A 14,932-nucleotide genomic window follows, 5' to 3' on the forward strand; every position below is an offset into this window, starting at 1 on the left:
AGCAGGGAGCATCAACAGAGCAGAAAGCGTCGGGTTGAAAATTATTTCCCCGGTCGCCATATCGTTAACGCGTCTCGCTTGCTCTGGCAAACGGCACATTTTACTCTCGGATGTTTTAATCAGGTAAAGGTAAATATGGGCAAAGCTCTCGTAATAGTTGAGTCCCCGGCAAAAGCCAAAACGATCAATAAATATCTTGGAAATGACTACGTGGTGAAGTCCAGCGTCGGTCATATCCGGGATTTGCCGACCAGTGGATCAACAGTTAAAAAGAGCGCTGACTCTACAACCAGTAAACCAGCAAAAAAAGTCAAAAAGGATGAGAAAGCGGCGCTTGTCAGCCGCATGGGCGTCGATCCTTTTCATGGTTGGGAAGCGGATTATCAAATCCTGCCCGGCAAAGAGAAAGTGGTTGCAGAGCTGAAGGCTCTGGCCGAAAACGCTGACCACATCTATCTCGCAACGGACCTTGACCGCGAAGGGGAAGCCATTGCCTGGCACCTGCGGGAAGTGATCGGTGGCGATGACTCACGCTTCAGCCGCGTGGTGTTTAACGAAATCACCAAGAATGCGATTCGTCAGGCGTTTGAAAAGCCGGGCGAACTCAATATTGACCGTGTGAATGCGCAACAGGCACGCCGGTTTATGGACCGCGTAGTGGGCTATATGGTTTCCCCGCTGCTGTGGAAAAAAATTGCCCGTGGACTGTCTGCCGGCCGCGTCCAGTCTGTGGCCGTGCGTCTGGTGGTTGAGCGTGAGCGCGAAATTAAAGCGTTCACCCCAGAAGAATACTGGGAACTGCACGCCGATCTGAACACGCCGAAAGGCACCGGTCTGCCGATGGAAGTCACGCATCAGCATGACAAGCCCTTCCGCCCGGTTAACGGCGAACAGACCCATGCCGCGGTTAGCCTGCTGGAAAAAGCCCGCTATGTGGTGGCCGATCGTGAAGATAAGCCAACCAGCAGCAAGCCAGGCGCGCCGTTTATCACCTCCACGCTGCAACAGGCGGCAAGTACCCGTTTGGGTTACGGCGTGAAGAAAACCATGATGATGGCACAGCGTTTGTATGAAGCGGGTCACATCACTTATATGCGTACTGACTCAACGAATTTGAGCCAGGACGCGGTAAGCATGGTTCGCGGTTACATTGAAACTGAGTTTGGCGCGAAGTACCTGCCGAAAGCGGCCAATGTGTACAGCAGCAAAGAAAACTCGCAGGAAGCGCACGAAGCGATTCGTCCTTCTGATGTGGCTATTCAGTCCGAGCAGTTGAAGGATATGGAAGCCGATGCGCAGAAATTATATCAGCTGATCTGGCGCCAGTTTGTCGCCTGTCAGATGATGCCAGCGCAGTATGACTCAACCACGCTGACCGTGGCGGCTGGAGACTTCAAACTGAAGGCCAAAGGCCGTACGCTGCGTTTTGATGGCTGGACTGCGGTCATGCCTGCGCTGCGTAAAGGCGATGAAGACCGGACCTTACCACCGGTTGAAGTGGGCGAAGAGCTGAAGCTGCAACAGCTGAAGCCTAGTCAGCACTTCACCAAGCCACCGGCTCGCTTCAGCGAAGCATCGCTGGTGCGCGAGCTGGAAAAACGCGGTATCGGTCGTCCTTCTACCTATGCGTCGATTATCTCGACCATTCAGGATCGTGGTTACGTCCGCGTTGAGAGCCGTCGTTTCTATGCTGAGAAAATGGGTGAAATCGTTACCGATCGTCTGGAAGCTAACTTCCGCGAGCTGATGAACTACGATTTTACCGCGCATATGGAAGACAACCTCGATAAGGTTGCGAATAACGAAGCGCAGTGGAAAGGCGTACTCGATCAGTTCTTTGCTGACTTCAGCCAGCAGCTGGAAAAAGCGGATAAGGATCCTGAAGAGGGCGGCATGCAGCCGAACCAGATGATCCTGACCTCGATCGACTGCCCGACCTGTAACCGCAAAATGGGGATCCGTACCGCAAGTACCGGTGTGTTCCTCGGCTGTTCAGGTTATGCATTACCACCAAAAGAGCGTTGTAAGCAGACCATCAACTTAATCCCTGAGAATGAAGTGCTGAATATTCTTGAGGGTGATGATGCTGAAACTAACGCGCTGCGTGCCCGTCATCGTTGCCAGAAGTGTGGCACTGCGATGGACAGCTACCTGATCGACAACCAGCGTAAGCTGCACGTCTGTGGTAACAATCCAGGCTGTGATGGTTATGAGATCGAACAGGGTGAATTCCGCATCAAGGGCTACGATGGCCCGATTGTTGAGTGTGAAAAATGTGGTTCTGAAATGCACCTGAAAATGGGACGTTTCGGTAAGTACATGGCCTGTACCAACGAGGAATGCAAAAACACCCGTAAGATCCTGCGCAATGGCGATGTTGCGCCACCGAAAGAAGATCCGGTGCCGTTGCCAGAGCTGACCTGTGAGAAGTCAGATGCGTATTTCGTGCTGCGTGACGGTGCTGCTGGCGTGTTCCTGGCCGCCAACACCTTCCCGAAATCACGGGAAACTCGTGCGCCGCTGGTGGAAGAGCTGCAACGCTTCCGCGATCGTCTGCCTGAAAAACTGAGCTACCTGGCCGATGCGCCGGTCAGCGATGAAGAAGGCAACAAAGCGGTCGTGCGTTTCAGCCGCAAAACCAAACAGCAGTACGTCAGTACCGAGAAAGACGGGAAGGCGACGGGGTGGTCAGCGTTTTACGTTGATGGCAAATGGGAAGTCGCCAGCAAAGCGACCGCGACTAAAGCCGCTCCGGTTAAAGCTGCCGCCAATAAAGCCACGGCCACTAAAGCCACTGCGAAAAAAGCGACGAAGAAGTAATCTGATGGGCCAGCGCCAGCTGGCCCTTTCTTCCGCCACTGCACCTAGCTGAGCTATACATCTCCCCTGATTTTGTTATAGTTGTTATAGATATCCCTTTCCTTATTATAAAATCGCATTAGACCGGACTCCCCAATGCTGCAGCGATGTTTTCACCGCTTTCTGCATGGACTTCGGCGCGTAGCTTCAAACCTCAGATGGAATGAAAAATGAAATTGCAGCAGCTGCGTTACATTGTTGAAGTGGTCAATCACAACCTGAACGTCTCCTCCACCGCAGAAGGGCTCTACACCTCTCAACCGGGCATCAGTAAGCAGGTGCGCATGCTGGAGGACGAGCTGGGGATCCAGATTTTTGCCCGCAGTGGCAAACACCTGACTCAGGTGACACCGGCAGGGCAAGAAATTATCCGTATCGCCCGTGAAGTGCTGTCTAAAGTCGATGCCATTAAGTCTGTCGCCGGTGAGCATACCTGGCCTGATAAAGGTTCGCTGTATGTGGCCACCACGCACACCCAGGCACGCTATGCGCTGCCTAACGTGATTAAAGGCTTCATTGAACGCTATCCTCGCGTGTCGCTGCATATGCATCAGGGCTCGCCAACGCAAATTGCTGAAGCCGTTTCTAAAGGCAACGCGGACTTTGCGATTGCCACAGAAGCGCTGCATTTGTACGACGATTTGATCATGCTCCCTTGCTATCACTGGAACCGGGCGATAGTCGTTACCCCCGATCATCCGCTGGCGGGTAAGGCCAAAGTATCGATTGAAGAACTTGCAGAATACCCATTAGTCACCTATACGTTCGGATTTACGGGCCGATCAGAACTGGACACTGCCTTTAACCGTGCAGGGCTGACGCCACGGATAGTCTTTACTGCCACCGATGCGGATGTGATTAAAACCTATGTACGCCTGGGACTGGGTGTTGGGGTGATTGCGAGCATGGCGGTCGATCCGGTTTCCGATCCTGACCTTGTTAGGATTGAAGCAACTGATGTATTTAGCTTCAGTACCACCAAAATCGGTTTCCGCCGGAGCACCTTCCTGCGCAGCTATATGTATGACTTTATCCAACGCTTCGCACCGCACCTGACGCGCGATGTGGTTGATACTGCTGTAGGTTTACGCTCAAACGAAGACATTGAAGCGATGTTTAAAGACATTAAACTTCCTGCAAGATAATTTCCCCCGTGAATATTAGTGTTATGTCAAGGGCCGCTCATGCGGCCCTTTTTATTTCAATGGACCTTTAAATTGCTCTTAACGATTAACCCTTTTTATTCTTTTACGTAAATGAAACATGTATCACATGTTTTCTGATTGTTATTCATTAAATGAGAATTGGTACACACTTTTGGTCGACGGACTTTGCGTCTGTCTAGGATGATTCTCATACTCTTGTTAAAGAACAGCGGAGAAGGGCGGTTCTTAAGGGAGGGTAAAGAAAACTCTGGTTTTAAATGGATCTGAAAGCCGATGAGATCAATGTTATTTGGGTTATGGCGTAATTAATTGACTTAAGTTTGATTAATCACAAAGGATATAGTTTTTCTTGTTTGATAAATGCCATTAATCGTTTTGTTCAATAAAAATTACTGGATTTCGCTCAGAATAATGTTTAGGATTCATCCTAATTTCTGATTGGTTCAAACAATCGTTTTCAATGAGAGTGATTATCAAAAACTATGAACACTAAATTAACAGTACAACCCGTTTTCGGTCATAAGACCATGAAAGTTCAGCGTAGCGCTAACATGAAACGCAAAGCCTGGCTGGCAGTATTCGCTGGTTCAGCGGTGTTTTGGATTGCAGCTGCATTTATGATTTGGCGTGTGTGGGGTTAACTATGCATCTTCAGACTTGCAATCAGAAGTCACAGCAGACCAGCAAGATGAAAGAGCGCTTTTGCAAAGGCAAATCTTCCGATGAAGTCATTGTTCCAGAGTCATGGGGCCTGAGTGAATTGCAGCGCAGTTTTATAGATTCAATGATCGACAAGAAAACCAAATAATAATAAGCGTTTGATTCTTTCTTCGGCCAGTTGGCTGAATATGATAATACAAATAGTTACCTACGTTGCAATTGGCCACCTAATCTGGCCGGGCACTTTACTGCCTGAATGATGGGAAAACCATCAAAAAAACGGTGAAATCATTCGCATTTAGCAATGGTTTATATGAAGTACGTTTTTAAGGTCGCACAGACCTGGGGAGTGCAAAATGAATTTAACTCAAATGACCTGGTTCAGTACCTGGACTTTTTCCGCCTTATTCTGGACAAGCGCCGTCTGGGCAGGATTATTGATGCATCTTTAATGCATACACAAACAAACGAATTTATATAGAAACGCCTCACTGGCTAGTACAGTGGGGCGTTTTTGTTTTTACCGGTTGTTTCCAATCTTGTCGTTTCGTGTTGTTATCAAAACGTTACCTTCCGTTTGTACTATCTTTAAATCAGACCCTGTAATAACTCAGGTTATGATTTGAGTTGAAAAAAGGAGGAGTAATGTCGTCGACCCTACATAATAAAGCCAGGACCACACTGGATGTTAAAGGCCAACGTTATAGCTACTACAGTTTGCCCCGCGCCGCGGAGCAACTGGGTGACCTGACACGTTTGCCAAAATCCCTGAAAGTCCTGATGGAAAACCTGCTTCGCTGGCAGGATGAAGACTCAGTCACTGAAGCCGATATTGTGGCGCTGGCCGGCTGGCTGAAACAGGCGCATGCCGATCGTGAAATTGCTTATCGTCCGGCGCGGGTACTGATGCAGGACTTTACCGGCGTGCCGGCGGTCGTCGATCTGGCGGCGATGCGCGAGGCGGTTAAACGGCTGGGTGGCGATGTCGCCAAAGTAAATCCGTTATCGCCCGTTGATCTGGTGATTGACCACTCGGTCACCGTCGATCGCTTTGGTGACGACGATGCGTTTGAAGAAAACGTCCGGCTGGAGATGGAACGTAACCATGAGCGTTATGTTTTCTTACGCTGGGGGCAGAAAGCGTTCAATAAATTCAGCGTGGTACCACCGGGCACCGGCATCTGCCATCAGGTCAATCTGGAGTATCTCGGCAAAGCGGTATGGCATGAGCAGCAAGAGGGTGAAGAGCTTGCCTATCCAGATACCCTGGTGGGCACAGATTCCCACACAACAATGATCAATGCGCTGGGCGTTCTCGGTTGGGGCGTCGGTGGAATTGAGGCCGAAGCCGCAATGCTCGGCCAACCGGTCTCGATGCTGATTCCGGACGTGGTCGGCTTTAAGCTTACCGGCAAACTCAAACCCGGCATCACCGCCACTGACTTAGTGCTGACCGTTACCCAAATGCTGCGTAAACATGGGGTGGTAGGCAAATTCGTCGAGTTTTATGGCGACGGGCTGGACGACCTCCCGCTGGCTGACCGCGCGACCATTGCCAATATGGCGCCAGAATACGGTGCAACCTGTGGCTTCTTCCCGTTGGATGCGGTTACGCTCGGATATATGACTCTGACAGGCAGAAGTAGTGAACAGGTCTCGCTGGTTGAAGCCTATGCCAAAGCTCAGGGAATGTGGCGCAATCCTGGCGATGAACCAGTGTTCACCAGCTCGCTGGCGCTGGACATGAATGAAGTCGAAGCCAGCCTGGCCGGACCGAAACGTCCTCAGGATCGTGTGGCGCTGGGCGATGTGCCTAAAGCCTTCCAGGCCAGTAACGAACTTGAAATCAATCAGTCGCAGAAACAGCACAAGGCCATTACCTATACCGACAGCAAAACCGGCCTGCAGCAAACGCTGAAAGACGGTGCTGTGGTGATCTCCGCCATCACCTCTTGTACCAATACCTCTAACCCAAGCGTATTAATGGCCGCCGGATTATTGGCGAAGAAGGCCGTTTCGCTGGGCCTGAAACGCCAGCCCTGGGCGAAAGCGTCCCTTGCGCCGGGTTCCAAAGTGGTTTCGGATTATCTCGCGACCGCAGGCTTAACAACCTATCTGGATCAGCTGGGTTTTAACCTTGTGGGCTATGGCTGTACCACCTGTATCGGTAACTCAGGCCCGCTGCCTGACGAAGTTGAAACCGCCATTAAACAGGGCGATTTGACCGTTGGCGCCGTATTGTCCGGCAACCGTAACTTCGAAGGTCGTATTCATCCTTATGTGAAAACGAACTGGCTGGCATCACCGCCATTAGTGGTGGCCTATGCGCTCGCCGGCAACATGAATATCAACCTGCAACAGGATCCCATCGGGCAAGATAAGGCCGGTAATCCGGTCTATCTGAAAGATATCTGGCCATCGCCGGAAGAGATTGCCGAAGCTGTGCAGCTGGTGTCGACCGATATGTTCCATAAAGAGTACGCCGAGGTGTTTGAAGGCACGCCAGAATGGCAGCAAATCAAAGTCAGCGAAGCCGCGACCTATGACTGGGATGAAGGATCGACCTATATTCGCCTGTCACCGTTCTTTGATCATATGGGCAAAGTGCCCGATCCGGTTAAAGACATTAAAGGTGCGCGGATCCTGGCTATGTTGGGCGATTCGGTGACCACTGACCACATCTCTCCTGCGGGCAGTATCAAAGCGGAAAGTCCGGCAGGGCGTTATCTACTCGATCATGGCGTCGAACGTAACGACTTCAACTCCTACGGTTCGCGTCGTGGTAACCATGAAGTGATGATGCGCGGGACCTTTGCGAACATTCGTATTCGCAACGAAATGGTCCCGGGTGTGGAAGGTGGCGTAACCCGATTTGTGCCGGGTGACGAGCAGTTAGCCATTTACGATGCGGCGATGAAATATCAGCAGCAGGGTACGCCTCTGGCCGTCATCGCGGGCAAAGAGTACGGATCTGGCTCAAGTCGTGACTGGGCCGCCAAAGGACCGCGTTTGTTGGGTGTACGCGTGGTGATCTCCGAATCCTTCGAACGTATCCACCGATCCAACCTGATCGGTATGGGGATCCTGCCACTGGAATTCCCGCAGGGCGTAACCCGTAAAACGTTGGGATTAACCGGCGACGAATGGATTGACGTGGAAAATCTGACGCAGCTTAAGCCTGGCGGAACGGTGAACGTGACGCTGACTTATGCTGATGACCGCAAGGAAGTGCTGGAAACCCGCTGCCGCATAGATACCGGCAATGAACTGACCTATTACAAAAACGATGGCATTTTGCACTATGTCATCCGTAATATGCTGGACACGTAGTCATCAAAAGCAATCTGAAATGAAAAAGGGCCGATCTCAGTCGGCCCTTTTTTTGTGCTAATTACGGCTCAGTCTTTTGACAGCAGATGGCCCATTTTGGCCGCCTTGGTATCCAGATAGTGCGCGTTTTCGGGATTACGACCGACGATCAGCGGGACGCGTTCAACGATGTTGATCCCGGCTTCGCTGAGGATCTCAACTTTACGCGGATTATTGGTCAGCAGACGCACTTCGTTCACCCCTAACAGCTTGAACATATCGGCGCACAGGGTGAAGTCGCGTTCATCAGCGGCAAAGCCAAGCTGGTGGTTAGCTTCAACCGTGTCATAGCCTTTATCCTGCAAGGCATAGGCGCGGATCTTGTTTAGCAAACCAATATTGCGTCCTTCCTGACGATGGTAGAGCAGCACGCCCCGTCCTTCTTCGGCGATATGGTTCAGCGCAGCTTCAAGCTGGAAGCCACAATCACAACGCAGGCTGAACAGCGCATCGCCGGTCAGACATTCGGAATGTACGCGAGCAAGTACCGCATCGCTGTTGGTAATATCTCCATAAACCAGTGCCACATGATCGTGACCGGTTGCCAGTTCTTCAAAACCAACCATCAGGAAATCTCCCCATGGCGTGGGCAGTTTGGCTTCTGCTACCCGTTTAAGCTGCATGTGACTCTCCAGAACCATCAAGTGTTGCGCTATCATCATGGTAGCGCGCTGTCAGCAAACTGACACAATTCATAACGCTTATTTTGCCACAATCAAGGCGAAGGCGGTTAACGAGTTAGAGCGATTGTAGTGATACCGCACAATTATCACCTTGTCAGTCAGTATGTTATTATTTTTTATCATAAACTTATCTTGTTTTGATCATACACCCGGTCCAGTAAAGGATGACTATGAGAGAAATTGCGCTTCGCACCACATTGGGTGCACTGATATTGCTTATTATGCCAGCAGCCGTCTGGCTATCGGGTTGGCAGTGGCAACCGGTTGAAATGGGCATCGGTTATAAAATGCTGTTCTGGTTGACCGAAACGGTGACCAGCCCGTGGGGTACGCTGACCAGCGCGGTGCTGTGTGGCTGGTTTTTATGGTGCCTGCGTTTTCGTTTCAAACCGGCACTCCTGTTGCTGGTGATTGTGATTTCGGCCATTCTGGTCGGGCAGTATGCCAAGAGCTTTATAAAGGAGCAGGTGCAGGAGCCTCGTCCTTATGTTCTGTGGCTTGAACACAATAATGGGCTTGATGAAAAAACATTCTACGAGCAGAAACGCCCGGAGCGCAGCACGCTGGTGCGCAATGCACTGATCAACAATACGCAGCTGCCTGACTGGTTAAAGCAACATTGGGAATTCGAGACCGGTTATGCGTTTCCCTCAGGCCATACGATGTTTGCCGCCAGCTGGGCATTGCTGGGGATTGGGCTGCTCTGGCCGCGTCGCCGCATCGTCACGGTGGTGATATTAGTGGCGTGGGCCGTCGGTGTGATGGGCAGTCGACTGGTACTGGGCATGCATTGGCCACAGGATCTGATTACCGCCACCGCAATCAGCTGGGCGCTGGTCACGCTGGCAACCTGGCTGGTGCAGCGCTATTGCGGGCCGTTGACCGTGCCGCCGCAGGAAGAGCAGGAAATCGAGCAGCGCGATGCGGAGTGATTGAATTTCTGGCTTTTGTCCCCATAACTGAGGGATGTGCAGGAATTTTTCATGGTCTCCGCGTTTCCAGACGCATCGGACAAGCAACAGCGCTTTTTTTTTGGCATAATTCATCTGGTTAACACCAGACTATGGGATGGACTGTGAAATATTTGCTGATTTTTTTACTGGTATTGGTGATCTTTATCATCTCTATTACGCTTGGGGCGCACAACGATCAGGTTGTTTCATTCAACTACCTGTTAGCGCAGGGTGAATACCGCGTATCCACGCTGCTGGCCGTACTGTTTGCCGCCGGATTCTTACTTGGTTGGGCTATTTGCGGTCTTTTCTGGCTGCGCGTACGTGTTTCACTGGGCCACACTCAGCGTAAATTAAAACGCCTTCAGCAACAGCTGGGGCAGGCAGAAGAGACCGTGACAGTGTCACAAGTCCCTGCCGTTAAGGAATAATCTCTTATGTTGGAACTGCTGTTTCTGTTATTACCTGTTGCCGCCGCCTACGGCTGGTATATGGGGCGCCGTAGTGCGCAACAGGACAAGCAACAGGAAGCAAGCCGCCTGTCACGCGATTATGTGGCGGGCGTTAACTTCCTGCTCTCCAATCAGCAGGACAAAGCGGTCGATCTGTTCCTTGATATGCTAAAAGAGGACAGTGGCACCGTTGAAGCGCACCTGACGCTAGGCAACCTTTTCCGCTCGCGTGGCGAAGTTGACCGCGCTATTCGTATCCACCAGGCCTTGATGGAAAGCGCCTCACTCACTTACGATCAGCGCCTGTTAGCGATACAACAGCTGGGCCGCGACTATATGGCCGCCGGCTTTTACGATCGTGCTGAAGAGATGTTCAGCCAGCTGGTTGATGAAACGGATTTCCGCGTGGGTGCCTTACAACAGCTGTTGATCATCCATCAGGCAACCAGCGACTGGCCTAAAGCGATTGAAGTGGCCGAGCGCCTGGTGAAGTTGGGCAAAGATAAGCAGCGGATGGAAATTGCGCATTTCTATTGCGAACTGGCCTTGCAGGCAATGGGCAGTGACGATCTCGATCGCGCAATGGGCCTGCTGCGGAAGGGTGAGTCAGCCGACCGGCAGAGCGCACGCGTGTCGATCATGATGGGCCGTATCCATATGGCCAAAGGCGAGTATGCCAAAGCCGTTGGGCACCTGCAGCGCGTGCTTGAACAGGATAAAGAGCTGGTCAGTGAAACGCTGGAAATGCTGGAAACCTGTTATCAACAGCTCGATCAGCCGAAAGCCTGGGCAGAGTATCTTAAGCGTTGCGTGGAAGAGAATACCGGAGCAGCGGCAGAGCTGTACCTCTCTGATGTGATTGAACATGACGAGGGCGGGGAAGTGGCACAGCTGTATATCAATCGTCAGCTTCAGCGCCATCCGACTATGCGGGTGTTCCACCGTCTGATGGATTTTCACCTGCATGAAGCGGAAGATGGCAGGGCGAAAGAGAGCCTGATGGTGCTGCGTGACATGGTAGGCGAGCAAATCCGCACCAAACCCCGTTATCGCTGCCACAAATGTGGCTTCACCGCCCATGCACTTTACTGGCATTGTCCTTCATGCCGTGCGTGGTCTTCGGTAAAACCTATTCGCGGTCTCGACGGCCAGTAACCCGTAATTGGGCCACTGGCCTGTTGTACACCCCAATTTTAGTTACAACATACTAAATAATATTATTAATAAGATACCCGTGGCATCGGCGTTGTTTGCGGTCTGACAGGGCAGGCTGACGAAAACTCACGCGCCAACCTGTGATTTTGCCGGTGTCGCAGGTAGAATGCTTGCCGTTTATCTCTTGTGCCAAAGGCGCATCACTCTTAAGAGGGCTCTTCTATGCAATCACTTTCGGTCACCGGTTCCCCCATTCTGGTCGCGCTGGATTATAACGATCGCGCTGCCGCTATGGCTTTTGTGGAACGCATTGACCCACAGAGTTGCCGGTTGAAAGTAGGCAAAGAGATGTTCACCCTTTTCGGACCTGAGCTGGTGAAAGACCTGCACACGCGGGGTTTTGACGTCTTCCTCGACCTGAAATTCCACGATATCCCTAATACTACCGCCCACGCCGTAGCGGCGGCCGCCGAATTAGGTGTCTGGATGGTCAATGTCCACGCCAGCGGCGGAGCGCGGATGATGACTGCCGCGCGTGAGGCGCTGCTGCCTTTTGGCAAAGATGCGCCGCAGCTGATTGCCGTCACCGTACTGACCAGCATGGAGGCTTCAGACCTGAAAGATATTGGCATCGATACGTCCCCGGCCGACCATGCCGAGCGTTTAGCGCGTCTGACCCAGCAGTGCGGGCTGGACGGTGTGGTGTGCTCAGCGCATGAAGCGGTTCGCTTTAAACAGGCTTTTGGCTCAGACTTCAAGCTGGTGACGCCGGGCATTCGTCCAGCGGGCAGCGACGCGGGCGACCAACGTCGGATCATGACACCAGAACAGGCGCAGCAGGCTGGCGTGGATTATATGGTGATCGGGCGTCCAATTACCCAATCGTCCGATCCGCAAGCCACGCTGAAAACCATTCTTGCATCATTACAGGAGGCATAATGGCCGATAATAACAGCCGCCTCGTTTACTCGACGGAGTCAGGCCGTATTGATGAGCCGAAGCAGGAAGTCCAGCGGCCTAAGGGCGACGGCATCGTGCGTCTGCAACGGCAAACCAGCGGCAGAAAGGGCAAGGGTGTTTGCCTGATTACCGGGCTGGAGATGAATGCTGCAGAAATCGAAAAGCTGGCGGCGGAATTGAAGAAAAAATGTGGCTGCGGCGGTTCGGTGAAAGAGGGCGTGATTGAAATACAGGGCGACAAGCGTGACCTGTTAAAAACGTTACTCGAAGCGAAGGGGTTGAAGGTGAAGCTGGCAGGAGGCTGAAGCGACATCGCTGCAGCAATCCCCTCTGGGGCTGGTCATCTCAAGCCATAATAAAGGCCGCGAATTTCGCGGCCTTTTGCTGTAGATGCATTGCATAGTCTGAATTTATTATGGTTATTATTTGCTGATTTGGTGGCCGATAATACCACCGACGGCGGCACCACCCACGGTGCCCAGTCCGCTACCGTTGGACAGAATATTTCCGCCAATAGCACCAGCACCAGCACCAATTGCCGTATTACGATCGCGTTTAGACCAGTTCGAGCAAGCGCTCAGTGAAAGCACCAGAGTTGCGGCTAACACGCCAGCGGTAATACGTTTTGCGGTCATTGACATCATCAATTCTCCTTAATGTCTTTTACAGAGATATCTTTCTCAGTATAGCGTCTGCTTTGCGTTGAAGGCCCAATCCGGGCATATTTATGAGTGGTTTATCTCACTTAAAGGAAATTAACCGCTATAAAAAATGCTGTGCTTAGTCCGCAGTTGGAACGCAAGTAATCGCTGGCAACAGAGCGGATAAAGATAGAAACCTAACTATAACATCGGGTTCTATTGCCTTTCTGTATTGTATTCACCGCTGATCATCTTCACAGGTAAAAAATCCTAAATACGTAGACATTTCTGGTCCTAAAACGCGTTACCGTGAATCATCCAGTTCCACCATTAAAACGTAACGGCTTGGGATGTGGGGCATTCTTTACCTCAGTTTAATACATTCAGTTAATCAGCAATCAAAGACCATGCGCACGGCCATTAGGGCTGTTATGCGCTGATGCCTGGGCGTTCTCTGCACCCCGACCCTGATGGCCAATGCTGCCTTTATTGTGGCCCGCTTTGTCGTGGCGTGTGTGGCTAATCTGGAAGGCTGAGACGTATGGAACCGCAACCTGTACGCCGGGAATCGTCGTAGCAAGTTGCGCGGCGGTTGTTACCTGCGTTACGCCGTTGGTCGTTACTAAAACCTGCGTTGACGGCTTAAGGGTTGACGCCGCGACGTTGATAGTTGGCACGCGCTGGTTAATCGCAGCAGGTGCAACCGGCGTTTTTTGTAATACTGTCATATAGATATTGAAACGCGCTTCCGCTAAGGCCGGTAAGTGATGGCGAGTTTTCCTCCGCAACAGCAGCAAAAGTAGAAACGGCGGCAACAGCCAGGGCGATCATTTTGATACTGGTATTCATATTCAGGCATTCCGTAATTTGGGTATGTGCGCATTCATTACGGTCAGATTCCCCCTTTGACGGCGGTAACAGGGCATGCACATCTAACCGAAACTTATTTCACTTCCCGGAAAAAGCCCCCTGATACCTGCCAGGCATTCAGGGGGAAAGCTCACCAGGAATAAAACGATGGCAACAATGTCGGAATGGAATCGACATGCCATTTCTCGTCGGTGCGCAAATTACGCCGTTTAGGATTGGTTTAAGTTGATATACATCAATCGCGAGTGGAAACGATTACACGCGTAAACTAATCCCTTATTTTGCAGGAAAAAAAATGTTTGCAGGCTGTTTTTGATTATTCGTGCGTAGAGAGGATCCATGTTGTTCACACATTTACTGGCCTACAGCGAATTCCTGCCGGACATCCAGCGAATAGCTCCATACCCAGTCCGTAATTCGCGGGGGAAAATGGAGAAAATGGGGCTGGAGAAGAAAAATGTTAGAACAGTTAAAACAACAGGTACTGGAAGCCAATCTGGCATTGCCAAAACACGGTCTGGTAGTCTTTACCTGGGGTAATGTCAGTGCGCTGGATCGCGACAGTGGGCTGATGGTGATTAAACCTTCGGGTGTCAGCTATGACGTCATGCAGCATGACGATATGGTGGTGGTTAACGTCGCCACGGGGGAGGTGGTTGAAGGCAGCAAACGACCTTCATCTGATACGGATACCCATCGCGCGCTCTATCAGGCCTGGCCAGAGGTAGGCAGTATCGTCCATACCCATTCCCGCCATGCGACGATCTGGGCCCAGGCTGGCCGGGATATCCCTGCCTGGGGAACCACCCATGCGGATGATTTCTATGGCGCTATTCCCTGCACACGACAAATGACGCCAGAAGAGATTCAAACGCGATACGAATGGGAAACCGGGCAAGTGATTATTGAAACCTTCCAGCAGCGTGAAATCGACCCGCTGGCGGTTCCTGCAGTACTGGTGAACTCGCATGGGCCATTCTGTTGGGGCAGATCGGCAGATGATGCCGTTCACTCAGCCGTGGTGTTAGAAGAAGTGGCTTACATGGGGATCTTCAGTCAGCAGCTCACGGCCAACCTGCCTGCCATCCAGCAGCCACTGCTGGATAATCACTATTTGCGTAAGCACGGCACTAACGCCTGGTATGGTCAGAAAAAATAATTTTA

At 51.6% G+C, this 14,932-nt stretch carries 14 protein-coding genes; 11 read left to right on the forward strand and 3 right to left on the reverse strand.

Going from position 1 to position 14,932, the window contains the following annotated elements; all coding sequences use genetic code 11:
* Window positions 1-135 precede the first annotated feature (135 nt).
* The 5 genes from topA to acnA all read left to right on the forward strand — a co-directional run bounded on the left by topA (window position 136) and on the right by acnA (window position 8,015).
* The gene (gene topA / locus AC1UKS_RS10305) at window positions 136-2,820 is read left to right on the forward strand and encodes a type I DNA topoisomerase (protein ID WP_151037323.1); all 2,685 of its coding nucleotides are present in this window, start codon (window positions 136-138) and stop codon (window positions 2,818-2,820) included.
* A gap of 209 nt (window positions 2,821-3,029) precedes the next feature.
* Window positions 3,030-4,004 carry an HTH-type transcriptional regulator CysB gene (cysB, locus tag AC1UKS_RS10310; protein WP_053142852.1) on the forward strand — a complete coding sequence of 325 codons (975 nt, stop codon included), beginning with the start codon at window positions 3,030-3,032 and terminating at the stop codon, window positions 4,002-4,004.
* A gap of 548 nt (window positions 4,005-4,552) precedes the next feature.
* Window positions 4,553-4,666 (forward strand): YmiA family putative membrane protein, encoded by a 114-nt coding sequence (locus AC1UKS_RS10315; protein ID WP_225309851.1) that lies wholly within the window; start codon window positions 4,553-4,555, stop codon window positions 4,664-4,666.
* Between the two features lie 2 nt (window positions 4,667-4,668).
* Window positions 4,669-4,833 (forward strand): hypothetical protein, encoded by a 165-nt coding sequence (locus AC1UKS_RS10320; protein ID WP_160317808.1) that lies wholly within the window; start codon window positions 4,669-4,671, stop codon window positions 4,831-4,833.
* A gap of 497 nt (window positions 4,834-5,330) precedes the next feature.
* Complete coding sequence (gene acnA, locus AC1UKS_RS10325; protein ID WP_482436737.1) at window positions 5,331-8,015, forward strand: aconitate hydratase AcnA; 2,685 nt, start codon at window positions 5,331-5,333, stop codon at window positions 8,013-8,015.
* A 68-nt stretch (window positions 8,016-8,083) separates the two neighbouring features.
* On the opposite strand, the gene ribA is transcribed toward acnA, so the two are convergent.
* Complete coding sequence (gene ribA / locus AC1UKS_RS10330) at window positions 8,084-8,677, reverse strand: GTP cyclohydrolase II (RefSeq protein ID WP_013202380.1); 594 nt, start codon at window positions 8,675-8,677, stop codon at window positions 8,084-8,086.
* Between the two features lie 230 nt (window positions 8,678-8,907).
* Here ribA and pgpB point away from each other — a divergent pair, with 230 nt between their 5' ends.
* The 5 genes from pgpB to yciH all read left to right on the forward strand — a co-directional run bounded on the left by pgpB (window position 8,908) and on the right by yciH (window position 12,562).
* Complete coding sequence (gene pgpB, locus AC1UKS_RS10335; RefSeq protein ID WP_482436739.1) at window positions 8,908-9,669, forward strand: phosphatidylglycerophosphatase B; 762 nt, start codon at window positions 8,908-8,910, stop codon at window positions 9,667-9,669.
* 143 nt (window positions 9,670-9,812) lie between these two features.
* A complete protein-coding gene (locus AC1UKS_RS10340; protein ID WP_013202378.1) occupies window positions 9,813-10,121 on the forward strand; it encodes a LapA family protein in 309 nt (102 codons plus the stop codon).
* Window positions 10,122-10,127: 6 nt separating this feature from the next.
* A complete protein-coding gene (lapB, locus tag AC1UKS_RS10345; protein ID WP_265910619.1) occupies window positions 10,128-11,297 on the forward strand; it encodes a lipopolysaccharide assembly protein LapB in 1,170 nt (389 codons plus the stop codon).
* Window positions 11,298-11,519: 222 nt separating this feature from the next.
* Window positions 11,520-12,236: an orotidine-5'-phosphate decarboxylase gene (pyrF, locus tag AC1UKS_RS10350; RefSeq protein ID WP_482436740.1), complete on the forward strand. Its 717-nt coding sequence runs from the start codon at window positions 11,520-11,522 to the stop codon at window positions 12,234-12,236.
* Window positions 12,236-12,562: a stress response translation initiation inhibitor YciH gene (gene yciH / locus AC1UKS_RS10355; RefSeq protein WP_482436741.1), complete on the forward strand. Its 327-nt coding sequence runs from the start codon at window positions 12,236-12,238 to the stop codon at window positions 12,560-12,562. Before pyrF ends, yciH begins: the two co-directional genes overlap by 1 nt.
* 117 nt (window positions 12,563-12,679) lie before the next feature.
* Here yciH and osmB read toward each other — a convergent pair whose 3' ends face one another.
* Entirely contained in the window at window positions 12,680-12,898 is a 219-nt protein-coding gene (gene osmB, locus AC1UKS_RS10360) for an osmotically-inducible lipoprotein OsmB (RefSeq protein WP_013202374.1), read from the reverse strand.
* Between the two features lie 398 nt (window positions 12,899-13,296).
* Entirely contained in the window at window positions 13,297-13,626 is a 330-nt protein-coding gene (locus AC1UKS_RS10365) for a hypothetical protein (protein ID WP_482436742.1), read from the reverse strand.
* A gap of 599 nt (window positions 13,627-14,225) precedes the next feature.
* Between AC1UKS_RS10365 and araD the strand changes: the two genes are divergently transcribed.
* Complete coding sequence (gene araD, locus AC1UKS_RS10370; protein ID WP_482436743.1) at window positions 14,226-14,927, forward strand: L-ribulose-5-phosphate 4-epimerase; 702 nt, start codon at window positions 14,226-14,228, stop codon at window positions 14,925-14,927.
* Window positions 14,928-14,932: the final 5 nt, after the last annotated feature.

This window comes from Erwinia sp. AK-PDG3-5 (assembly GCF_056821705.1).

What these genes read in the sequence shown, in the direction of transcription:
- osmB (WP_013202374.1), bottom strand. Translation starts at nt 12,898, where the DNA reads ATGTCAATGACCGCAAAACGTATTACCGCTGGCGTGTTAGCCGCAACT.
- AC1UKS_RS10315 (WP_225309851.1), top strand. Translation starts at nt 4,553, where the DNA reads ATGAAAGTTCAGCGTAGCGCTAACATGAAACGCAAAGCCTGGCTGGCA.
- ribA (WP_013202380.1), bottom strand. Translation starts at nt 8,677, where the DNA reads ATGCAGCTTAAACGGGTAGCAGAAGCCAAACTGCCCACGCCATGGGGA.
- yciH (WP_482436741.1), top strand. Translation starts at nt 12,236, where the DNA reads ATGGCCGATAATAACAGCCGCCTCGTTTACTCGACGGAGTCAGGCCGT.
- AC1UKS_RS10365 (WP_482436742.1), bottom strand. Translation starts at nt 13,626, where the DNA reads ATGACAGTATTACAAAAAACGCCGGTTGCACCTGCTGCGATTAACCAG.
- lapB (WP_265910619.1), top strand. Translation starts at nt 10,128, where the DNA reads ATGTTGGAACTGCTGTTTCTGTTATTACCTGTTGCCGCCGCCTACGGC.
- acnA (WP_482436737.1), top strand. Translation starts at nt 5,331, where the DNA reads ATGTCGTCGACCCTACATAATAAAGCCAGGACCACACTGGATGTTAAA.
- araD (WP_482436743.1), top strand. Translation starts at nt 14,226, where the DNA reads ATGTTAGAACAGTTAAAACAACAGGTACTGGAAGCCAATCTGGCATTG.
- pgpB (WP_482436739.1), top strand. Translation starts at nt 8,908, where the DNA reads ATGAGAGAAATTGCGCTTCGCACCACATTGGGTGCACTGATATTGCTT.
- pyrF (WP_482436740.1), top strand. Translation starts at nt 11,520, where the DNA reads ATGCAATCACTTTCGGTCACCGGTTCCCCCATTCTGGTCGCGCTGGAT.
- topA (WP_151037323.1), top strand. Translation starts at nt 136, where the DNA reads ATGGGCAAAGCTCTCGTAATAGTTGAGTCCCCGGCAAAAGCCAAAACG.
- cysB (WP_053142852.1), top strand. Translation starts at nt 3,030, where the DNA reads ATGAAATTGCAGCAGCTGCGTTACATTGTTGAAGTGGTCAATCACAAC.
- AC1UKS_RS10320 (WP_160317808.1), top strand. Translation starts at nt 4,669, where the DNA reads ATGCATCTTCAGACTTGCAATCAGAAGTCACAGCAGACCAGCAAGATG.